We start from the raw sequence: 21,423 nt of genomic DNA on the forward strand, positions 1-21,423 counted from the left end.
ACCTTTTAGGAAGACCAAACAAGCTAACTGAGATATTTTCCCATCAAAAAAATCCCAACGACTGTTAGGATTGCTTATCATCTCTAATACGACCAATCAGCAGCTCTCCCGCAACGGTTAATTGCGTCACTGAAGTCAAGTCCAAAGTATCCTTATTGGCATGGAAGAAAAGAGGTGTCATCTCAGCAAATGTTTGAACATGCTCTGATGGCATAGACCAAGTCTTAGCAATCGGCACACGCTCCAAAAGCTCACAAGACTCTTGAAAATGTTCCAGAACATCCTGGTTAGAATAAGCCTGCGCCTCCGGTAACAGTTGACGAAACTCTTTAAGATGATCTTCGTGAGGAATAACCTTGAAAATCAAGCCCTGATCAGACAAAAGTCTTCCAAATTCTTGATAATTAGCTGGTGAAAAGATATCTAAAATGACATCGATACTGTGTTCACGTAAGGGCAATTGAGCCAAATCACCAACAAACCAAGCTACATTTTTCTGAGGATTTTGACGAGCCGCAAGAAGGATAGAATCCTTAGACAAGTCAAAGGCCATGAAATCCTTGTCAAACTCTTGAGCCAACTGACGGCTATAATAGCCTTCACCACAGGCAACATCTAACACGTGCGAGTGTCCAGGAAGGTCACGCAAGCGCTCTGAAATCACCTCCAGGATAGGATCGTAATAACCTGCTGCAAGAATCTGACTCCTCTTTTCAAAAGAAGCCATATCATAGTGCTTATCTCCCTTAGTCTGTCTTAAAAAATTGACAAAGCCCTGCTTAGCTATATTAAAGGTATGCCTATTCTGACAAACCAAGCTAGACAAATCCAAATGCATTGGCACCTGACAGATTGGACAAGCAAAAAGGCTCTCTTGATCTTTAAAAACACTAAATTTGGCCATAAATCCTCCTCGACACAAAAAAAGAGCACACACCTGAAATCGCTTAGGGCTGCTGGATTCCTCCCCTGACCCGCTTCACGCACAGATGTTGCTCCGAAAAATATTATACCATAAATCGAAGTGATTGCAAGTAGAGAACTTACGATAAGACTAGCTAGACCTATTTCCTATCAGTCCCTATTATTTCCTTCGGTCAGTCTAAACTTCGATAAAACATAAGACTTACCATGGTGACATTTATGTCACTACTTTTTTATTTCTCGACACCTTATAATAAATCCATAGCTTGAGGAAAGCACCAAAAGCTAGTGACATGGCTGACTCTATTGAAAGGAGAAGTCATGTTTAACACATCTCTTAACTCGTGGTGAGAGGGTATGAGATTTAAAAACTCACCAAAAATAAAAAAAGGAGAATGACAATGATTAATAAAGAAATGAAGGCAGCTGACCTAGCCTCAGTAACAGGAGGCGGATGGAAGACTAACCTTGCCATTGGAGGGCTCTGCCTAGCTTCAGGACCTATTGGAACTATGGTATGCCTTGGAGCCTACAATGGCTACATGGACTCTGCGCGATAAAAGAAAGGACATATGAACAATGACTAAGACCATTAACAATCGTAAAAACATGACTACTCAAGAACTTGAAGCTGTATCAGGTGGAGTGGTTCCTTGGGCCGCTATTTCTGTTGGCATTGCTGCTGCAAAACTGACTTATGACCTTAGCTATGCTGCAGGTAAGTCTTTCTATAACCTCACCCACTAACTAACAGAACTCACCTGACATCTCAAAGATTTTGAGGATGATAACTCATGAAACATACAAAAAATCAAACAAATGATACTACTGCTAATCAATCACCTAAAATGAATAACTATTTACTCGTAAAAATAGCTTTAGCTGGAATTATCGGTAGCCTACTTTTGATACTCCTAATCAACCTTATCTTTCATGTACGATTAGGAACACCAATTATTGATACTAATTTGAAGTCCGCTTTTGGTACTCTAATCCTCTTTATGCCTATTTTTCTTTTAACAAGAGAAAAAGAAAAAAAATCATAGAAAGAGTGACCTAAACTGCCTTCAGGAAAACAAAAATACTCTTCTTCCATTAAAAAGTGCAAGTCCCTTTGGACTTGCACTTTTGTTTACATATCTTGCCTTGTTTCCAATTTAGCCAATCGTTTGGCTTCTTTTTTGCGTTCACGACTCTGACGGAAAAAGTCTTGCATAATCTTAGCACACTCTTCCTCCATGACACCAGTCTCTACTTCTACGCGATGGTTGAGACGCTCATCTCTTAGGATATCGTAAAGGCTACCCGCACCACCAAACTTTTGATTGCTTGCTCCATAGATCACTTTAGGAATACGAGCCAAGCCAATTGCCCCACTACACATGACACAGGGTTCGATGGTTACAAAGAGGGTACAATCTAACAAACGCCAATTGCCCACAGTCCTATTAGCCTCCTGAATAGCCATGACCTCCGCATGCATGATAGCTTGATTGAGCTCCTCACGTGCATTGTGCCCACGACCTATGACTTCGCCATCTTTAACGATGACACAGCCAATTGGAATCTCTGCTTTAACTAGAGATTTTTCGGCCTCCTTAAGAGCTTCAGACATAAAAAAGTCTTTCTCTTCTTGGGTAAAGTCAAGCATTAGTGTCACTCCCGTTCCAAGATTTGCGAGACAATATCTCACTTAGTCCTTCTATTATAGCATAAGAAAAGAAATACCGAAGACCTCCATTTTAAAGGACACAAAAAAGCTAAGACGAATCATCCTAGCTTCAAACACATTAGTCTGGTGAGTCTTAGGAATCACACCAATGTGTTCCCCCAAGGCTAGACGAAAAGTCAACGACCGCTTAACATCCTAATTCATATGTCAGTCGGAGTGTCATAGTCAATTGTCTGTGAAATCATTATACAGGCCTAGGGCCTCACAACGATAAACAAAAATGCAACTGTCTCAAACAATTGCAAGGATAGCGTTATAGTTGTGATATTTCACACTTTCCTTCCAAACAAATAATGCCTACTATAAAAGTAACTTTTATAGCTTTTTCCTTACCCATCTATAGTTTATCATGAAACCTCTATCATTTAATTTAAAAATCGGTAATAAAACAATGATATAGATTAGAAACAACTGTTAATTGTATGCATTCTTTTGAATATTTTGCTTAACATTTAAAAGGTTGATATATCAACCTTTTAGGGCTTCATAAACTATTTTTTCTAGTCTATCTACACTATTAAACACCTATCATCCTAAGTCTTATCTAATTTTACTGTTTATTAGTCTAACAAGTGTTTAATATTTTATCTCCAACAATTCTTCAAAACAAGGTATGGAACAAGATAATGATTTTTTAGAGAGGTTCTTCAAAGATGGGAGACCTAGATAGCTAGTCAAAGGATAAACTAGAAGGGAAGCTCTTCTTCCAAGACGAGGTCAGCCAAGTCATTATCAGGATTATTTTCCCTCACAGCACGCTGAGCACGACTCTCCAGAAGTTGGAAAGAGGAACAAAGCACTTCAGTAACGTAATGGGTTTGACCATCCTTATCGTACCTACGGGTACGAAGCTCCCCATCAAGAGAAATTAAACTCCCCTTGCTAGCATAAGATGCTAAGGTCTCAGCCAAACGCCCCCAGACAACCACTGTAATAAAGTCAGCCTCACGCTCACCATTTTGCGTCTTATAGCGACGATTAACCGCAACTGTGACACGTGTAAAAGACCTATCACTAGCAGTTTTTACCATTTCAGGAGTCGCCGTCAAACGTCCAATTAAAATAACTTTGTTATACATTTTTTTACCTCCACCTATCTATTCGTAAGTAGAAGTAAAAAAAGTGACAGATTTTGAAAAAGCAAGAATAAAAATAAGATATATATATCACATTATTGACTTCAATTAAATAGAAAAAAGTAAAATCTATTCGGGTGAAAAGCAGGATGAGTTCTGCAATAAATGTACTTGTCACTAAATATTAGACATCTGAAGATGAGCTGAGCTACTAGCAAAGGAAGTAGGAAGCTTGGTATGAGCTGTCGATTCAAAGAACAGTTATCGCCATACAAACTTGTCATTAGTTTACTTACTCAAATCATCCTCTGCTGACCCAGAGTTACCACTTAAAATAATTTTAACACTCCGTTTTGAAGTTGTTTTATTGATAGAAGAGAGACGAGAGTCCTTTGCCTTTTTCTTTGTAAGCTGAAATAGTTTGGAATTCACTTATTGCATACTACCAATGACCAATACTATAAAAGATAAAATATTTCCTAGCACATGAACCATCAAGGGATAGTAAATATTTCCCTTTTCATTCACATAAATAATTGAAAGGGTTACTCCGCCACCTAAGTAACCAACTGCACTGACCCACTCTGATAAAGACAAACTGTGCATATGGGTCAAGGCGAAAACAAATCCTACCACACAAATGCTTAGCCAGCTTGGCAAATGTCTCTGTAAACAATGCAATAAAATTTGACGGAAAAAGAGTTCTTCCACCAAAGGTCCAATGATACAGGCGAAAACTGCTATCAGTAGTGGTTGTTCTTTAAAGGTACTTTGTATATTAGCCTCGTTTAGTCCTTGTTCACTTAGTCCCAAAACCTGCCTCAATATTGCCGATAGTAGTCCAAAGAAAATGGTCACCAGGACAAGTAAGAGCCAGCCTTTTAAAACCCCCAAGAAAAATTTTCTTTTAGAACTTCTGACCTCTTCCCACTTTTTGAGCAATTCAGACTTAAATAAGAAGCAACCATACAAAAACATGATGGTATAAACTAAATAGGTCGTTAAAGAAGAAGGTAAGGGAGCATCAAATACTCGTATACCGTCAAAAACAAAGAGGACTGTATAGAGAATCATAAAAACAAGGACTCCCTTATGTTTGTTGTAAGCCATTGAACTTTCCTTTCTTTTATAATCATCACCAAATCTGAGTCTGACAGATAAATAAAATACAACTTGATTAATAAACTTGAAGCCACATTTTTTAGATAATTGCTCGGATAAAGTTGTTTTGGCAAATAATAGAGATTGAGAGCAATACTATTATATTTTGATGATGAACTTGGTAAGCATAAAGAGGTTCTCGAAAATTTTGAACCATTTGCCAAGACGAGCTCTCCTGAAAAAAAGCGGCTTACTTACCGCTTCTTGTCTTATTTACCCTTTCCAGTGTTTAGCTGGATCAAAAGCCTCACCGACTACTGCTGAATCATCAAGTTCAATAATACCACGTTTTTGTGGGGCATTTGGAAGTGCCAACTCACGTGGGGCACACATCATACCATAACTATCTTCACCACGAAGTTTTCCTGGGAAGATAAGGGCACCGCTAGGCATCATAGCACCAGGAAGAGCTACGATAGTTTTAAGACCAAGGGCTGCGTTTGGTGCTCCTGCAACGATTTGGACCTTCTTATCACCGATGTTCACTTGGCAGATGTTAAGGTGGTCACTGTCTGGATGTGCAACCATTTCATCAATTTGTCCAACCACAAAGACTGGACCTTGTGTATTTTCCAAACGCTCTTCAAAGCCCTCTTTAGCCAATTCCTCGTTCAAAACAGCTACATCTTGGTCTGACAAGAAAACTTGACCGTTACCTTCAATATCAATGAGGCTTGACGCTTCAAAAATATTCCAAGCAAGAGTCTTGCCTGTTTCATCAGCTGTGACACGCGCCACTTTACCTTTACGTTCTACGCTACGTTTGATGTCCTTAGTATCTTCCAAGATAACCAACAAAACGTCACCAACTTGTTCCTTATTGTATGCAAAAATCATGGGTTCTCCTTCAATAGTTCTTTTATAGATTTTAAAATCGACTGACATGCCAAGAATCGTCATTACTACCATAGCGATAACTAATCTTGTCAATTTTCCAGTCACTCTCTGTTAATTTTACGATAAATTGTTTATGGTACCAAAAGTCATTCCCATAAGAAAATTCGAGAAACATCTTAGCCTTACTCTTCATAATAAACTTAACTCGACAAGGCTCTAACACAAAATCATAGGTGCCTGGAGAACCAAAAGAAGCTGAAAAACCTCTTTTATAACAGTTATCAGTCAAGTGTTTTTGAGCTAAAGGAGTCAACTTCTCTTTAAATTCATCAAATAACTCCATTTCTCTAGGAATAGTTTGATGTGTAGGAAGATTATTTTCCTTTTTGTAGGTGTTTATTTCTTGGTGTTTTAGGAAGATATCACTTTCAATTTTGGAATGCTCTACTAAAACTTGGCATAATTCTTCGATGATCCTCTCATTTTTTTCTGTCAGATACTTTTCTTTGGTTTCTGAAATATCAAGAGAGATATTAGGAAAGTGATTGATTTTCATCTTTTAAATCTCCGACAAAAAGACATTGATTTCTTCTTTGGTTTTACGAGCTTTATTGACCAAGCGTCCCAATTCCTGACCTTTCTGAGTCACGACAAAACTTGGAATACCAAAGATATTCCAAGTTTGTGCCAAAGCCATATAATCATCACGGTTAACACGCACAAAGGTCATATCTGGATGGAGGGCTTCAATTTCAGGCATAACTGGATAGATGAACTGGCAGTCTGGACACCAATCAGCAGTGAAAAAGAAAACCACCTTTTGATCACTTTCAACATAGCTTGCCAATTCTTCAAGATTCTTAGGAATAATCATGCCTGCTCCTCCTCATAGGTCAAGATATCCTCTGCATAAACAAAGCTATAGGAACGTCCATCCTCTAAGACGATACCTCCTGTAAGTCCTGGATTTTCCTTATCAGTGGGATTTGTATAAAGAACTGCGATAGTCCCCAAGTGAGATAATTCTTGTCTAATATCTTGGATTAATGCAGCCTTCTTCATTTCTGCACGTGACTGTCTATACTTCTCTGCCATTGCCAAGAGACCTAAAGCTCCTACGCCTCCAGCAAACAAGGCCAATGTTTTACGTTTCATAAGAAACATTTTACCATAATTTTAGACGAATGGGGAGAGGCTACCTATCTCTTGAGAATCGTGCTAAAATAGTAGCAAGTACTACTCAAGGAGGATTTTATGACTACCCTATTTGACAAAATTAAAGAAGTAACCGAGCTCAGTGCTACTTCAGGCTTTGAAGCTCCTGTACGCGACTACCTTCGCAAAAACATCACCCCACTTGTAGATGAGGTCCAAACAGATGGTCTCGGTGGTATTTTCGGTATCAAGCATAGCCAAGCAGAAAATGCCCCTAAGGTGCTTGTGGCTGCCCACATGGATGAAGTTGGGTTTATGATTAAGGAAATCAAAGCAGACGGGACTTTCCGTGTCGTCGAACTTGGTGGTTGGAACCCACTGGTTGTCAGCTCACAACGCTTCACCCTACACACTCGTGACGGTCGTGTCTATCCTGTCATCTCGGGTTCAGTTCCACCTCATTTCTTACGTGCTAGTGGCGGAGCTTCAAGTCTTCCTAGTGTTTCTGATATCGTCTTTGATGCTGGTTTTGCCAACCAAGAAGAAGCAAATGCCTACGGTGTTTTCCCAGGTGATGTCATCATTCCTGAATCAGAAACAATTCTCACAGCCAATCAAAAGAATGTCATTTCTAAAGCTTGGGATAACCGTTATGGTGTTCTCATGATTCGTGAACTCTTGGAAAACGTTAAGAATCAAGAACTCAACAATACTCTAATTGCTGGTGCCAATGTTCAAGAAGAAGTTGGTTTACGTGGTGCCCATGTCTCTACCACTAAATTTGATCCTGAAGTTTTCTTTGCAGTGGACTGTTCTCCTGCAGGGGATATCTATGGTAATCAAGGTAAGGTAGGCGATGGTACCCTTATTCGTTTCTTCGATCCAGGTCACATCATGTTGCCAAATATGAAAGATTTCCTTTTGACTACAGCTGAAGAAGCGGGTATCAAATACCAATACTACTGTGCTGCGGGCGGAACAGATGCTGGTGCCGCTCACTTGCAGAATGCTGGTGTTCCATCAACAACTATCGGTGTTTGTGCCCGCTACATTCACTCGCACCAAACCCTTTATGCGATGGATGACTTCCTAGAAGCACAGGCCTTCTTACAAGCTATTGTTAAGAAGTTGGATCGCTCAACAGTAGATTTAATTAAAAACTACTAAGACAAGGAGTAACCCATGATTATAGGTTTTATCGGTGTCGGAAAGATGGCTACAGCCATTATCAACGGCCTAAATAAAAGCTCACATCGTATCATTATTTCAGGGTCTTCCTTGGCTCGTTCACGCCAGATTGCAGAGGAACTAGAGGTTGAAGCGGCTGCTTCCCATCAGGAATTGTTGGATAATGCTGACCTGGTCATCCTTGGTATCAAACCTCAAATGTTTGATAAGGTACTAGCCGATCTCAATTTCCATCAACCTATCATAAGTATGGCTGCTGGAGTGACCTTAGAACGCCTCGCTTCCCTCACCAGTCCAGACCTTCCTCTTATTCGTATCATGCCGAACCTTAATGCTCAAATTCTCAAAAGCACTACTGGTCTTTGCACTAATGATAAGGTATCCGAGGACCTTTTGGCAGTTGCCAAGGAAATCACAGACAGTTTTGGAACCACTGTTGAATTGGCTGAGAAGGACTTTGATACCTTTACTGCCTTAGCAGGTTCTAGCCCTGCCTACATCGCCCTCTTTATCGAGGCTCTAGCCAAGGCTGGTGTCAAAAACGGCCTAAGTAAGCAGGTCGCTCTGACCATTGCCACACAGACGGTTCTAGCTACTGCTGAAAATCTCAGTCTTGGTAGCGACAGTCCACATGACCTTATTGACAAGGTCTGTAGCCCTGGTGGGACTACTATCGCCGGTCTCATGGACCTTGAGCGTACAGGCCTCACCCATAGTGTAGTTTCAAGTATTGATACAACCATTGCTAAAGCCAAAAAACTATAAGAAAAAAGCTCGGAAGATTCCGAGCTTTATTTGATATATGGCGCTAAAAATTGTAAGAGTAACAACATTGAAACCGCAATGCTATTGTTAATGATATGGGCCATGATACAGTACTCTAACTTTTGAAACTTACGATATGCTATTCCAAGGGCAAGACCCATACCTGCATATACAATCCAAACACCGATACTATTCGGCATATGAACAAGGCCAAAAAGTAAACTACTAACAATCAAGCCAACAATAGAATATGGATTAAAGACGCGTCCCATGAGGAGCCCGCGAAAAACCAGCTCTTCCACAATCGGTGCCATAATTACCGTAAACGTTATGAGGAGGAAGGGATTCATATGGGCATTTTCTATGGCTGCCTGATTGGTGCTATTACTAACACCTTCCATCATCATGACCATAGAACCAATCCTAGTAACGATATAAATACCTAGGTAGGTCAAGCCAATCATACCCCAGGCCTTCAGGGAAGAAAGGGCCTTAAAGCCTTCGAAAAGCCCAAGACGTTTTCCTAAGAAAAGAGCTCCTGCGCTCATAAGAAGCAAGACAAAAATTAAGAGACAGACCAGCCTTATATCTTTGACACCTAAATAGATGGTTGGAACTTGATCAATAATTAGTATTAGGAAAGCTAGTAAAAAATAAAGAAAGCGTTTGAGAATTGACCCTTTGTTCATGAGAATCCACCTCTTTTCATCATTTATTTGTATCTTTATTATAATACAACAAAACTTACTTGACAAGACAAAAAGAGAACGAGAGGTGAATTTTTCAAGATAATATAGGCTCTTATCCTATTTTAGATAGGATGAGACGAATAAGAGCAAATCCCAATACTAAGCCATAGAGCAAGACTGATAAGACTGTAACATATGGCAACTGAATATTGACAAAGGCATATAGAGCAATCAAAGCAAAGATAAGCAAAAACTCTAAAATCAGAGTTGCAACTGCTGTCGCCATTAAAATCTGTTTATTTCGCTCATCATAGGCAGCAATATACATCTGGTGAAGACGTTTAGGATGAGTAAGCGTCGCAAAATAATAGATTGACAAGACATAAACCCCAATGGTAAGTCCTAAAACTAAGCCTAGAGCATAATCACTAAGACTGTTAGAGCGAATAATAAACAATCCCAAAACACCCAAAGACAAAAGAGAACAGGCTACTCGTGTAATGTATTTCTTAAACTCATCCTCTGTTTTTCTCTTTCCTACTAACATTTTTATTAACATATCTTAACACTCCCTTTATTATCCTTTATAAGAGCAATATAACTTTTTTCACTGACAACTTTAAACACTTATTCACCTTAAACGAAAAGACTGAGTAGTACACTTATGCTATTGTTTAAGATATGAACACCCATACTGTACTCGATACGCTTAGTCTTATAATATGTTATCGCAAGACCAGCTGACATAACACCATAGATGACAATTGTCTGAAGCGTAAATGCTGAGTGACCAGCCATAAAGAGAAGACTGGAAATAACAAGACCCGTCTTAAAGTATTTTCCAAAGAGCACCTTGGCTAAGAGTCCCCTAAAAATGATTTCTTCCATAATAGGAACGATAAAACCTACTACTGCAAACTTAAGATAGGTTGGTACGTGAATAAATATCTTATTTAAAGCATCTTGATTTTCCATAGTCGCATTGTGTGTTAACTGACCAACAAAATACCCTAGAAGATCACCTAGGAAAAAGATGACGAGATTAAGAGAAGCAATCGCAACGAGACGTCTCCAATTAATCTCTTTAAGCGATAAGAGTTTAAATCTATAAGCAATCACGATAAAAATAGCCAAACTCCCTAATGCCCAAATACCGTAACCTATTTGCTCCACAAGTGAAAACTTACCATCCTGAGTAAGTAGCGGGAAAGCACCTAATAGTGTTAAATCTAAGATTAGTAGAGTGAGCGCTAAAACAATAACACCAATTTTCTTCATTACCTGTTTAAACATATCTTTTCTCCTTAATCTTCCTCAAAAATAAAGACTTCTTCAATAGTCTTTCCAAAATACCTAGCAATTTTAAAAGCTAGTTCCAACGACGCATTATAGCGACCTTTTTCGAGTGAAATGATGGTCTGTCTCGTGACCCCCATCTCATCTGCTAAGTCTGCCTGACTAATCTTATTAGCCTTACGAAGTTCCTGAATTTTTGTTTCCATGTGGTACCTCAACTTTATCGTTTATTCTCAAATAGTTAAACTCCTTACTTTTCTTTGTTAAGTTTACTTTACATATATAGTATAGTTCACTTTACATTTTTTGTAAAGTCTCTTTTACATTTTTTATAAAGTTTTCTTTACTTATTGAATTACACATTTATAAACATAGGCGAATGATTCTGTCAGAGCATTCAAAAAAGCTGGCCAATCACTCAGCCAACTTTTCTGGTCTTATCAAATTTTTGATAACTTATTTAGTTTTAAGGCGCTCAACATCACGCGCAATCACCAACTCTTCATCTGTTGGGATAACAAATACTTTAACAGCTGACTCTGCTGTTGTAATGTCGCCTACATGTCCAAAGACATTCTTTTCAGGATCCACTTCAATACCAAACCAAGTGAGACCATCCAAGACTGAAGCACGAACTTCTGCAGAGTTTTCACCAATACCTGCTGTAAAGACGATAGCATCCGCTCCGTTCAACACACCGAAGTATTGAGCAATGTATTTACGCAAACGATCCACATAAAGATTATAGGCCAAGGCACATTTTTCATCGCCAGCATTCTTACCAGCAATGATATCACGCATATCACTTGATTTTTCAGAAATACCAAGGAGACCTGATTCCTTATTAAAGACGTGACGGATACGCTCTGCATCTGCCATTTCAGGCTCACGGTCGATAACAAATGGAATAATCGCAGGGTCAAGATCCCCAGTACGTGTTCCCATCATAACGCCACCAAGTGGTGTCAACCCCATTGACGTGTCTACTGATTTACCACCAGCAACGGCAGTAATTGAAACACCATTTCCCACATGGGCTGTGATAATCTTAGTTTCTTCAATTGGCTTACCTAACAACTTAGCTGCTTCTTGAGAAACATATTGGTGGCTAGTTCCGTGTGCTCCATACTTACGGACTTGGTAGTCTGTATAGTAACGATTAGGCACTGGATAACGGTAGGCCACTTCCGGCATAGATGTATGGAAGGCTGTATCAAAAACAGCAACACTGGTAATATCTGGGAGGAGCTCCTTAAAGGCCCGAATCCCTGAAGCTGCACCTGGATTGTGCAAAGGTGCTAAGGCTGACAATTCTTCAATCTTAGCCAAGGCATCTTCATCCACCAAGCTTGATTCTTTGAAATATTCTCCACCAGCAACCACACGGTGACCAACACCTGTAATTTCATCATAACTCTTGATAATATCAAAACGAATCAAATCATCAAGCAAGATTTTTACTGCCTGAACATGGTCAGCAATATCTAGGGTTTGCGATTCTGAACGGTCATCAAATTTTACTGTTGAAACAGAATCCTTCAAGCCGATACGTTCAATCAACCCCTTAGCAAGAACAACTTCATCTGGCATCTCATATAGTTGCCATTTCAAGCTTGAGCTTCCTGCATTAATTGCTATTGTTTTTGTCATAAGCCACCTCTTTGTAAAACGCTTTCAATAATATAGTCCTATTCTAACATGTTTTGCTAGAAAATGGAATTATCTGATTTCCATTTTTGGAAATTATCTGTAAAATCCTTGAGGATCTCTGGGTTTTGCAAATCGCTAAGTGGATAAACGAAGGTCTCTGGAGCATTTTCAGTTTGTTTTTTAAGCACGAAGATAGACTTCATGCTATGTTTATTGCCAAAAGCTGCTTCTGGAAGAGTGATAACGGCAATAATATCAGCATATCCTGATAGCCATTTCTTAAGCAAGTCACTTTGTGGGCTTGTCAAAAGATTAGTTGGTGCCAAAAGAATAGCAATACCATCTTTCTTCAGGTACTTGAGTGATTGCTCCATGAGAAGGTGATGGGCATAGGTGTGTTCACCAGTTGCTGCAACCTTGAAACGACTCGCAATCTCATCATTTGGGTAATACCCAACAGGTAGGTCACTGATAATAACATCACTCTCTTTGAGAATGTGTGGTCGAACAGCATCTTCTTGGATGTAAACTGCACTTGAATTCACCACATCAGCAATACTAGCTGACAAATCGATAAGGAGATCGTCAACCTCCATTCCCATATAATTAAGGGTTTTCTGACTATTATTTAGAAGAGTTTCAGCCAAGTTTCCTGTCCCTGAACCAATCTCCAAAATATCTAATTGGTCGTCCTTGGTCAAACCTTCGAGTAGGTAAAGAATGATAAATCCAATAGCATCTGGTGTAAATTGGTGATTGGCTTGTAAAGCTTCCAATTGCCCTAGTTTGATAAACAAGAACTGAAAAGCACGACGCCACTCCTCTTTACTTAGATCAAGAGCACGTAATTTCTCGTTGTTTTTGATGATGACTTCATTAGCTACCTCAGCCCCCAAATAATAGGAATTTTGCTCAATAAGTGCATCGTAAGCATGGGTTCCAAGATCATTTTCAATGGTTTGGACATTTTCTAACAATAGCTCAAAAGCTGTCTCAATTGCTTCAAAATTCATGATTTCCTCCGTCCTTCTATCATATCAAAAAGGGAAGAGAATTTCTATTTCTGCTCCTGTTTCTTCATATAACGATAGGTCTTGATTTGGCCTTTACTGGCAACTCTAACAATCACTTGTTTGTCCTTAACCTCATAAGTCGTAGTTCCCTGAGAAAAACTAAAAGCACCAGCTTCCTTGTCCGCCAAGTCCATGGTCATTTCTGCCATGAGATGACTTTGACTGGAAGTCATTTGCGCTTGGTTTTGTCTAGAGCTAGCAACCACCCGCTCCAGATAAACATGAAGAAGAAGTGTGAAAATGCCAGCCATAAAAAGAGCGTAGAGGAGAACGCCTCCCCTAACCTGTTTTTTCAAAAGCATAAACAAAACTCCTTTGTAGCCCATTTTTAAGAGTCACTTGGATAGTGACTATCTGGTTATTTTGACTAATCGTACTAGATTTTACATTGAAAAGCATTGGTTGGTAGCCTCGACCGTCAGCATTTGTTTTTCGAAAATCAGTAGCACTTGAAAGTCCAAAAGCCAGGTCTTGATTATCCTGCTTAACATAGAGTTTGTTCCCTTCTACCTTTACAAACTGACAACCTTCTAACTCTGCCTCCATTTGTTGAACAAATAGAAGCCAGTCTTGGTTTTCTTGTTGCTTGACCTGCTTAACATTGCTCACCAATACTGTGGTCAGACCTTGATAAACTTGAATTGAACCAGCAATCACCAACAAGGCTACTAGACATTCCAAGAGGGTAAAGGCGCGGACCTTACTATTTAGAGACATGAATAATCTCCTTTCCTGATTCATAAACCGCGATACCTTGCTTGCTACGTTTTACTGTCACTGTGATACCATTTAAGGTCAACTGATCCTGTTTGGTCTGAACTGCCATGGTTGCCACACTCAAAACCTCCTGTTGGTGGAGATTCCTAGCCATTAACCTACGATTGGTATTGATTTGATCTAATATAAGACCACTGACAAGCACTAAGACAGCCATTGCTACCAGGCTTTCGATAAGAATATAGCCTCTAAGAGACCGTCTTTTTATATTTACCACTGCCCATGTTAAGCTGATAGGTCACCACCTCCTTATCACTTGAAAAACGAATCTTGGTGAGGCTCGAGTTGCCTCCTTTGGCATCAAACATTAGCGTCTGCCCCTTATCAAGATGAATACTTTTAGGAATCACCAGACTGGATTTTCCGTTACTGATTTTATCCTTGGTCAACTGCAATTCAACATTGGCCCCTTCTGCCGCTGCCAAGCGCTGACTATCTCGGTATAGGTACTCAAAGCGCAGATAAAAAAGGTTAGTTTCAACCTGTTGAAAAATACCTGTCACTGAGCCTGACAAACTCAGAGTGAGAAAGGCAACCACTGCTAGTGTCACCAGACTCTCCAACAAGGTGAAGGCTCTAATTGGCCACTGAGCGGCTTTCGCCACCATGTTTCGCATAGTAATCATTGTATGAATCTGCCTGTTTTTGCGTGATTTGACCTTCTGAAACAAGAGCTGCTAAGCTAGCTGTCTTGTTATTCTTCATTTCATAAAGTTCTGCTTGAGAATCCACGACCTTGACCACAGCCGCATTTCCAGTCTCTTTAACAGAATCCTTCTGCTTACTCAAGTTAGGAACAAAAAGCAAGAGGAGAATACTGATAATGAGAAGCACGACTAGCATTTCAATTAACGTAAAAGCTCGTAGTTTAACGGCATTCAATTTTTTAAACATCATTTTCATGATATCATTCCTTCCATATTTTGATACATTGGTAATAGCATGGCTGCATAGATCATTACAATCACGACAGCAACAATAACAAAAATGAGGGGTTGCACAAAGGTTGTTGCCTTATTAAGACGGTTAAAGAAAGCCTGCCAAACCTCTTCAGCATAGACTTCTAACTCATAGCCCAACCTAGCATTAGCCTCTCCATAAGCAATAATCAAGGATAGTTCCTTAGTGAAAAAAGGGTGAGTAGCAATACGGTCAGGAAAACTCTGTCCTAGCATCAAGGCCTCTTCTAAATCAGCCCCCAGCTCACGAAAGAGCTTGGACTTTTGCTCTTGCATAAGAGAAACCAAGTCTAACAGGTCAATGCCTTGTCCTAAGAGATTTCCCCATTCCCTAGCATAATAGGCGGTCGTATATAGCCTGACAGTTTGGCCTATGAAAGGGATTTTTGCCATTCGTCGATAAAAGACAAGGGCTGGCTGGTGTTTGACCCATAGATAAAGAATTAAGCTTAATACAAGAAGTCCACACAAACCCACAAAGAAGAGCTGGGGAAAGATTTGAACCAACTGTACAGCCCAATTATCCTTACCATCACCCTCTAACAGTTGAGGCAAAAGATAATTTTTAAGTCCTAACATAATCAGAATCAGGAAACCCAGGAGTAGGATAGGGTAGGTCGCTACCTCCATGAGTTTCTTACGAACCTTGGTCATGCGAAGCATGTAGGTTTCAATCTTGGTTAAACTCCCTAGAAGATTACCGTGCTTATCAGCAAGGGCAATCTGAGTAACAATATTGTCCGAAAAACCCACTGACGCAAACATCTGGTCTAGCCTGTCGCCTCGCATTAAGCTTGCTTTCATAAGAGATAATGACGATTCTTTCAACAAGTGACTTCGCTCCAAAAAGGCTACGATTTCAGTTAAAGTAAACCCTGCCTTTAGAAGTTGTTTGAAAAGCTGGATAACCTTGACTTGCTGATTAATCTTTAATTTTTTCCCCTTGGATATCCCCTTCAGTGAGATATCCTTGTTGAACCAAGCCTTCCAACTGTTGGTTCCAGCTGGTTGACGAATGGCTTTGGAAATTTTCACTGGCAAAATCAATCACACCTCCTCCCTTAATCAAACGCATATAGGCAATCCCTTGAAGAGCATTATCCAACTCAGACTTATCTACACCAAGGTCCAGAAGACGCTCATAAACACCTGCCACACTCTTTGCGTGAATAGTTGAAAGAACAGTCACTCCTGTCAGACTAGCTCTAATAACCGCTCGAGCAGTCTCCTTATCTCGAATTTCTCCAATAATCAAAACATCCGGGCGGTGACGTAGTGATAGCTTAATCAAATTATCATAGGTCATGTCAATTGCCTGATTTACCTGGAGTTGCAAGACATTATCCTGTTTAATTTCCACAGGATCTTCAATCGAAATCACCTGCTGTCCCTTAAAACGCTCCTGAACCAATTCATGCATAAGCGTAGTCTTTCCAGAACCTACGGGACCTGCAAAGAGATACAAGCCACGATAATCCAAAGCATCCATAATCGGCTGGATTCCTTGATTCCAATACACCAATTCTCGACGTTCGGAATGTAGAACACGAATAACTAAACTTTCTAAGCCGCGATAATCCCCAACGGTTGATAAACGCAGAGAAACCCTTTGACCATCACCACAATCATAGTCACAGGAACCTAGTTGACTCCTACGCTTCTCACCCACCATCATTCCCGCCACAAATTTAAAGTGACCAATAAGACTAGCCATGAAATCAGGCCGATATACATCAATTAATCTCCTCTCCTGGCCAACTCGCATATAGAGCTCGTAATTATCCTGACGTGGAATGACATAGATGTCTTGAGCCCCACAACTATCAGCATTTTTGATCATTTCCTTAGCAAATTCTGTTACCATAAGGACCTCCTCATAGACCTATTCGTAAAAAGTTTAAGAAAATGAAAAGAAGCCCGAAAAAATTCGAGCTTCTGCATTGTTTAACGTTTAATTTTACAGTGGGCATGATTTGGAAGGTCATTTCGCTTTTCATATCCCGGACGGTATTTTTCCTCAGGAATTTCCTGCCAATCATCCAAAAGAGCAATCGATTGATAGACCTGCAGATATTCGTCACACTCCTCACACCAGTGTTTATCCTCTTGGTCCCAAAAAGCAGTCATGACACTACTACGGCTGATATAACTTGGCAAGGTTTCTTCCATGGCAAACCAAAGTTTTTTATAGTACTTGAGGGCATCATAAAAATTTTCAAATTCCTTAGTACTGATGATATCTTCTTGCCAGCCTTCTAAGAACCACCACGGTTCCAAATCCCCTTTCATTTCAACTACTTGGTACATTTTTCTTTCTCACTTCATCTTTGGTGTTCCTATTATACAAAATTTTCTGGAAAAGATAAAAAAAATGGTTTTATATTTATCAAAAATTGAAGAAATTCTAGTCATATAAATACGAAAAGAACTCACAATTCATTGTGAGTTCTTTTGATTTCGTTTTAGTCTTCAGATGATTCCACAATTGCTTCATCAACAGCAATGTTTTCAATAACTTCAACTTCGTTAACTGAAAGTGGTTCAATGTTACGGTAACGAGCCATACCTGTACCAGCAGGAATAGTCTTACCAATGATAACATTTTCTTTAAGACCAAGGAGATGGTCTTTCTTACCACGGATAGCTGCATCTGTAAGCACACGTGTTGTTTCTTGGAAGGAAGCCGCTGACAAGAATGAATTTGTTTCAAGTGAGGCTTTCGTAATACCAAGAAGGACTGGACGAGATGTTGCAGGAACACCACCAGAGATAACAATATCCTTGTTAGCATCTGTGAAGTCAGAAATGTCCATAAGTGTACCTGGAAGGAGATCTGTATCACCTGGATCCATAACACGTACTTTACGAAGCATTTGACGAACCATTACTTCGACGTGTTTGTCACCGATTTCTACCCCTTGGCTACGGTAAACTTTTTGTACTTCTGCAAGAAGATAAGTTTCAACTGACAAGGTATCACGCACTTCAAGGAGACGTTTAGGTTGGATTGACCCTTCTGTCAAGGCTGCACCACGGTGTACTTCGTCACCCACTTCAACTTTCATACGAGCTGTAAATGGAACAACGTATTCACCCATTCCAGTCTTACCTTGAACGAAGACTTTCTTAGTACGTGTTGCGGCATCTTCTTCGATTTCAATAACAGTACCTTTAACTTCAGTGATAACCGCTTCCCCTTTAGGGTTACGTGCTTCAAAGATTTCCTGAATACGTGGAAGACCCTGTGTGATATCGGTGTTTGAGGCTACCCCACCGGTGTGGAAGGTACGCATAGTAAGCTGTGTACCAGGTTCCCCGATAGATTGAGCGGCGATAGTACCAACTGCTTCACCAACTTCAACCGCATCACCTGTTGCCAAGTTGATACCGTAACAGTGACGGCAGACACCGTGACGTGTGTTACATGTAAAGACTGAACGGATAGTTACTTCTTCAACACCAGCATTGACAATAGCAGCAGCCATGTCTTCAGTAATCAAAGTATCTGGACCTACGATTACTTCACCTGTTGTAGGATTCTTAACTGATTTCTTAGTGTAACGACCTTGAAGACGTTCTTCAAGTGTTTCCGTAACTTCTTTACCGTCAGTAATCGCACGGATGAGAAGACCACGGTCTGTTCCACAGTCATCTTCACGGATGATAACATCTTGGGCAACGTCAACCAAACGACGAGTAAGGTAACCTGAGTCGGCTGTCTTAAGGGCCGTATCGGTCATACCTTTACGCGCACCGTGAGTAGAGAAGAACATTTCCAAAACGCTCAAACCTTCACGGAAGTTTGAAAGGATAGGCAATTCCATGATACGTCCGTTAGGAGCAGCCATCAAACCACGCATACCGGCAAGTTGAGAGAAGTTAGAGATGTTACCACGAGCTCCTGAGTCCATCATCATAACGATTGGGTTCTTAGGATCTTGTGTCTCAATCAGACGTTTTTCAAGTGCTTCTTTCGCTTCACGCCATGTTGTTGTAACAGCAACATAACGGTCATCATCTGTCATCAAACCACGACGGAAGGCCTTGTTAATTTCTTCAACACGGTGGTGAGCAGCATCAATAATTTCTTGTTTGTTATCGATAACTGGGATATCGGCGATACCCACTGTCAAACCAGCAAGTGTTGAGTGGTAGTAACCAAGGTCTTTCAAACGGTCAAGGAAGGCTGATGTTTCAGTCGTACGAAGACGTTTGAAGGTTTCAGCGATGATGTTACCAAGATTTTTCTTCTTGAATGGCGCATTAATTTCCAAACTATCAATAACTGTTTGGATATCTTGACCTGGTTCAAGGAAGTACTTATCTGGTGTACTATCTGTCAAGTTCTCATTTGTTGTTTCTTGAAGATATGGAATTTCTGCTGGAATGATTGAGTTAAAGAGAATCTTACCAACAGTTGTAACCAAAATCTTGTGAAGTTGGTTTTCTTTCCAAGGTTTATCAGGCATGCTGTCTACTGCGATACCGACACGGCTATGCAAGTGAACATAACCATTACGATAAGCCATAACTGCCTCATCAATATCCTTGAAGACCATACCTTCACCCTCACGGCCGTCTTCTTCCATAGTCAAGTAGTAGTTACCAAGAACCATATCCTGAGATGGCGTTACGACCGGTTTACCGTCTTTAGGGTTAAGGATGTGTTCAGCCGCAAGAAGGAGCAAACGTGCTTCAGCTTGAGCTTCTTCAGACAATGGAACGTGGATGGCCATTTGGTCACCGTCAAAGTCGGCATTGTAGGCCTCACATACCAATGGGTGAAGACGAAGGGCCTTACCATCAATCAAGACAGGTTCGAAGGCCTGGATACCCAAACGGTGGAGGGTAGGTGCGCGGTTAAGAAGTACTGGGTGTTCCTTGATAACATCTTCAAGAATATCCCAAATACGTTCATCACCACGTTCAACCATACGTTTAGCGGCTTTCACGTTACCTGCGTATTCACGCGCAACGATTTCACGCATCACAAATGGTTTGAAAAGTTCGATGGCCATCAAACGTGGCACACCACATTGGTACATTTTAAGTGTTGGACCAACGGCGATAACGGAACGTCCAGAGAAGTCAACACGTTTACCAAGCAAGTTTTGGCGGAAACGACCTTGTTTACCTTTAAGCATGTGGCTCAAAGATTTAAGTGGACGACTACCTGGTCCAGTGATTGGACGACCACGACGACCGTTGTCGATCAAAGCGTCAACCGCTTCTTGGAGCATCCGTTTTTCGTTTTGCACGATGATACCTGGGGCATTCAATTCAAGCAAACGAGCCAAACGATTGTTACGGTTGATAACACGACGATAAAGATCGTTCAAGTCAGATGCCGCAAAACGTCCACCATCCAATTGAACCATTGGACGAAGGTCTGGTGGCAATACTGGCAAGATGTTAAGCACCATCCATTCTGGTTTGTTACCAGACTTGTAGAAGGCATCAAGAACGTCCAAACGACGAACAGCTTTAACACGTTTTTGACCAGTTGCTGTTTTCAACTCTTCTTTGAGTTCAGCAATTTCAGCTTCCAAATCTACTTGTTTCAAGAGATCTTGGATAGCTTCGGCACCCATTTTAGCGACAAATGAACCATGTCCATACTCTTGCAATTTTTCACGATATTCACGTTCTGTCAAGAGAGATTTTGGTTCAAGTGGTGTTTCCTTTGGATCAATAACCACGTAAGCTGCGAAGTAAATAACTTCTTCAAGCGCACGAGGACTCATGTCCAAAGTCAATCCCATACGAGAAGGGATTCCCTTGAAGTACCAGATGTGTGATACTGGTGCTTTCAACTCGATGTGACCCATACGTTCACGACGAACCTTAGCACGTGTTACTTCAACACCACAGCGGTCACAAACGATACCTTTATAACGGATACGTTTGTATTTCCCACACGCACATTCCCAGTCTTTGGTAGGACCAAAGATCACTTCGTCGAAGAGACCTTCGCGTTCTGGTTTGAGCGTACGGTAGTTGATTGTTTCAGGTTTCTTAACTTCACCATAAGACCATGAACGGACCTTAGTTGGTGAAGCTAGTGTGATTTGCATACTTTTAAATCGATTTACGTCAACCACTAGTATTACCTTTCTTTTGTTCTATTGACAATAGCAGCGC

At 40.4% G+C, this 21,423-nt stretch carries 28 protein-coding genes and 1 other RNA gene; 5 read left to right on the forward strand and 24 right to left on the reverse strand.

Annotation, left to right across the window (positions count from 1 at the left end; translation table 11 throughout):
• Positions 1-64: 64 nt before the first annotated feature.
• Both H7U02_RS00180 and ffs read right to left on the reverse strand, forming a co-directional pair.
• On the reverse strand, positions 65-904 hold the full coding sequence (locus tag H7U02_RS00180) for a methyltransferase domain-containing protein (protein WP_073689933.1): 840 nt from the start codon (positions 902-904) through the stop codon (positions 65-67).
• A 14-nt stretch (positions 905-918) separates the two neighbouring features.
• Positions 919-1,004: signal recognition particle sRNA small type (gene ffs, locus H7U02_RS00185), an RNA gene on the reverse strand.
• A gap of 321 nt (positions 1,005-1,325) precedes the next feature.
• Between ffs and H7U02_RS00190 the strand changes: the two genes are divergently transcribed.
• From H7U02_RS00190 to H7U02_RS00200, 3 genes are read left to right on the forward strand one after another with little or no spacing between them, the layout of a single operon-like run.
• Positions 1,326-1,484 (forward strand): class IIb bacteriocin, lactobin A/cerein 7B family, encoded by a 159-nt coding sequence (locus tag H7U02_RS00190; RefSeq protein WP_002885650.1) that lies wholly within the window; start codon positions 1,326-1,328, stop codon positions 1,482-1,484.
• A gap of 19 nt (positions 1,485-1,503) precedes the next feature.
• Positions 1,504-1,671, forward strand: a complete 168-nt coding sequence (locus tag H7U02_RS00195; RefSeq protein ID WP_002885883.1) for a class IIb bacteriocin, lactobin A/cerein 7B family — start codon at positions 1,504-1,506, stop codon at positions 1,669-1,671.
• 47 nt (positions 1,672-1,718) lie between these two features.
• Positions 1,719-1,970 (forward strand): hypothetical protein, encoded by a 252-nt coding sequence (locus H7U02_RS00200; protein WP_064523483.1) that lies wholly within the window; start codon positions 1,719-1,721, stop codon positions 1,968-1,970.
• Positions 1,971-2,056: 86 nt separating this feature from the next.
• Here H7U02_RS00200 and tadA read toward each other — a convergent pair whose 3' ends face one another.
• The 7 genes from tadA to H7U02_RS00235 form a co-directional block, all read right to left on the reverse strand.
• Positions 2,057-2,575, reverse strand: coding sequence for a tRNA adenosine(34) deaminase TadA (tadA, locus tag H7U02_RS00205; protein ID WP_048790863.1), 519 nt, complete (start codon positions 2,573-2,575; stop codon positions 2,057-2,059).
• 767 nt (positions 2,576-3,342) lie between these two features.
• Positions 3,343-3,735, reverse strand: a complete 393-nt coding sequence (locus H7U02_RS00210) for a single-stranded DNA-binding protein (protein ID WP_064523486.1) — start codon at positions 3,733-3,735, stop codon at positions 3,343-3,345.
• Between the two features lie 429 nt (positions 3,736-4,164).
• Positions 4,165-4,842: a CPBP family intramembrane glutamic endopeptidase gene (locus H7U02_RS00215; protein WP_045001371.1), complete on the reverse strand. Its 678-nt coding sequence runs from the start codon at positions 4,840-4,842 to the stop codon at positions 4,165-4,167.
• A 264-nt stretch (positions 4,843-5,106) separates the two neighbouring features.
• Positions 5,107-5,730 carry a YtpR family tRNA-binding protein gene (ytpR, locus tag H7U02_RS00220; protein ID WP_002885779.1) on the reverse strand — a complete coding sequence of 208 codons (624 nt, stop codon included), beginning with the start codon at positions 5,728-5,730 and terminating at the stop codon, positions 5,107-5,109.
• A 31-nt stretch (positions 5,731-5,761) separates the two neighbouring features.
• Positions 5,762-6,286 (reverse strand): hypothetical protein, encoded by a 525-nt coding sequence (locus H7U02_RS00225; protein WP_064523488.1) that lies wholly within the window; start codon positions 6,284-6,286, stop codon positions 5,762-5,764.
• A 3-nt stretch (positions 6,287-6,289) separates the two neighbouring features.
• Positions 6,290-6,604 (reverse strand): thioredoxin family protein, encoded by a 315-nt coding sequence (locus H7U02_RS00230; RefSeq protein ID WP_064523491.1) that lies wholly within the window; start codon positions 6,602-6,604, stop codon positions 6,290-6,292.
• Entirely contained in the window at positions 6,601-6,885 is a 285-nt protein-coding gene (locus H7U02_RS00235) for a DUF4651 domain-containing protein (RefSeq protein ID WP_002885838.1), read from the reverse strand. Before H7U02_RS00235 ends, H7U02_RS00230 begins: the two co-directional genes overlap by 4 nt.
• A gap of 99 nt (positions 6,886-6,984) precedes the next feature.
• Here H7U02_RS00235 and pepA point away from each other — a divergent pair, with 99 nt between their 5' ends.
• A complete protein-coding gene (gene pepA / locus H7U02_RS00240) occupies positions 6,985-8,052 on the forward strand; it encodes a glutamyl aminopeptidase (protein WP_014632550.1) in 1,068 nt (355 codons plus the stop codon).
• Between the two features lie 15 nt (positions 8,053-8,067).
• On the forward strand, positions 8,068-8,838 hold the full coding sequence (gene proC / locus H7U02_RS00245) for a pyrroline-5-carboxylate reductase (RefSeq protein WP_073688780.1): 771 nt from the start codon (positions 8,068-8,070) through the stop codon (positions 8,836-8,838).
• Positions 8,839-8,864: 26 nt separating this feature from the next.
• Here proC and H7U02_RS00250 read toward each other — a convergent pair whose 3' ends face one another.
• The 15 genes from H7U02_RS00250 to rpoC all read right to left on the reverse strand — a co-directional run bounded on the left by H7U02_RS00250 (position 8,865) and on the right by rpoC (position 21,383).
• On the reverse strand, positions 8,865-9,527 hold the full coding sequence (locus H7U02_RS00250; RefSeq protein ID WP_013991258.1) for a CPBP family intramembrane glutamic endopeptidase: 663 nt from the start codon (positions 9,525-9,527) through the stop codon (positions 8,865-8,867).
• Positions 9,528-9,639: 112 nt separating this feature from the next.
• Positions 9,640-10,086, reverse strand: coding sequence for a hypothetical protein (locus H7U02_RS00255; RefSeq protein ID WP_013991259.1), 447 nt, complete (start codon positions 10,084-10,086; stop codon positions 9,640-9,642).
• A 77-nt stretch (positions 10,087-10,163) separates the two neighbouring features.
• Positions 10,164-10,820 (reverse strand): CPBP family intramembrane glutamic endopeptidase, encoded by a 657-nt coding sequence (locus tag H7U02_RS00260; protein WP_064523497.1) that lies wholly within the window; start codon positions 10,818-10,820, stop codon positions 10,164-10,166.
• 11 nt (positions 10,821-10,831) lie between these two features.
• Entirely contained in the window at positions 10,832-11,029 is a 198-nt protein-coding gene (locus H7U02_RS00265) for a helix-turn-helix transcriptional regulator (RefSeq protein ID WP_013991261.1), read from the reverse strand.
• 250 nt (positions 11,030-11,279) lie between these two features.
• On the reverse strand, positions 11,280-12,473 hold the full coding sequence (locus H7U02_RS00270; RefSeq protein ID WP_073689934.1) for an acetate kinase: 1,194 nt from the start codon (positions 12,471-12,473) through the stop codon (positions 11,280-11,282).
• A gap of 56 nt (positions 12,474-12,529) precedes the next feature.
• Positions 12,530-13,486, reverse strand: a complete 957-nt coding sequence (locus tag H7U02_RS00275; RefSeq protein ID WP_073689935.1) for a class I SAM-dependent methyltransferase — start codon at positions 13,484-13,486, stop codon at positions 12,530-12,532.
• Positions 13,487-13,530: 44 nt separating this feature from the next.
• The gene (gene comGG / locus H7U02_RS00280) at positions 13,531-13,848 is read right to left on the reverse strand and encodes a competence type IV pilus minor pilin ComGG (protein ID WP_060973072.1); all 318 of its coding nucleotides are present in this window, start codon (positions 13,846-13,848) and stop codon (positions 13,531-13,533) included.
• Positions 13,826-14,263, reverse strand: coding sequence for a competence type IV pilus minor pilin ComGF (gene comGF / locus H7U02_RS00285; RefSeq protein WP_037600123.1), 438 nt, complete (start codon positions 14,261-14,263; stop codon positions 13,826-13,828). Before comGF ends, comGG begins: the two co-directional genes overlap by 23 nt.
• Positions 14,250-14,540 (reverse strand): competence type IV pilus minor pilin ComGE, encoded by a 291-nt coding sequence (gene comGE, locus H7U02_RS00290; protein WP_073689936.1) that lies wholly within the window; start codon positions 14,538-14,540, stop codon positions 14,250-14,252. The genes comGF and comGE overlap by 14 nt, the downstream gene beginning before the upstream one ends.
• Complete coding sequence (gene comGD, locus H7U02_RS00295) at positions 14,512-14,940, reverse strand: competence type IV pilus minor pilin ComGD (RefSeq protein WP_253183867.1); 429 nt, start codon at positions 14,938-14,940, stop codon at positions 14,512-14,514. Before comGD ends, comGE begins: the two co-directional genes overlap by 29 nt.
• The gene (gene comGC, locus H7U02_RS00300) at positions 14,900-15,226 is read right to left on the reverse strand and encodes a competence type IV pilus major pilin ComGC (RefSeq protein WP_070576715.1); all 327 of its coding nucleotides are present in this window, start codon (positions 15,224-15,226) and stop codon (positions 14,900-14,902) included. The genes comGD and comGC overlap by 41 nt, the downstream gene beginning before the upstream one ends.
• Complete coding sequence (gene comGB / locus H7U02_RS00305) at positions 15,223-16,323, reverse strand: competence type IV pilus assembly protein ComGB (RefSeq protein ID WP_142236643.1); 1,101 nt, start codon at positions 16,321-16,323, stop codon at positions 15,223-15,225. The genes comGC and comGB overlap by 4 nt, the downstream gene beginning before the upstream one ends.
• Positions 16,205-17,146, reverse strand: coding sequence for a competence type IV pilus ATPase ComGA (gene comGA, locus H7U02_RS00310; RefSeq protein ID WP_002885658.1), 942 nt, complete (start codon positions 17,144-17,146; stop codon positions 16,205-16,207). The genes comGB and comGA overlap by 119 nt, the downstream gene beginning before the upstream one ends.
• Before the next feature lie 80 nt (positions 17,147-17,226).
• Complete coding sequence (locus tag H7U02_RS00315; RefSeq protein ID WP_002887019.1) at positions 17,227-17,589, reverse strand: DUF1033 family protein; 363 nt, start codon at positions 17,587-17,589, stop codon at positions 17,227-17,229.
• 155 nt (positions 17,590-17,744) lie between these two features.
• A complete protein-coding gene (rpoC, locus tag H7U02_RS00320) occupies positions 17,745-21,383 on the reverse strand; it encodes a DNA-directed RNA polymerase subunit beta' (RefSeq protein WP_070437474.1) in 3,639 nt (1,212 codons plus the stop codon).
• Between the last annotated feature and the right edge of the window lie 40 nt (positions 21,384-21,423).

The organism is Streptococcus sp. 3.1 (assembly GCF_016648915.1).
In the GTDB taxonomy this organism is placed as follows: domain Bacteria; phylum Bacillota; class Bacilli; order Lactobacillales; family Streptococcaceae; genus Streptococcus; species Streptococcus salivarius_E.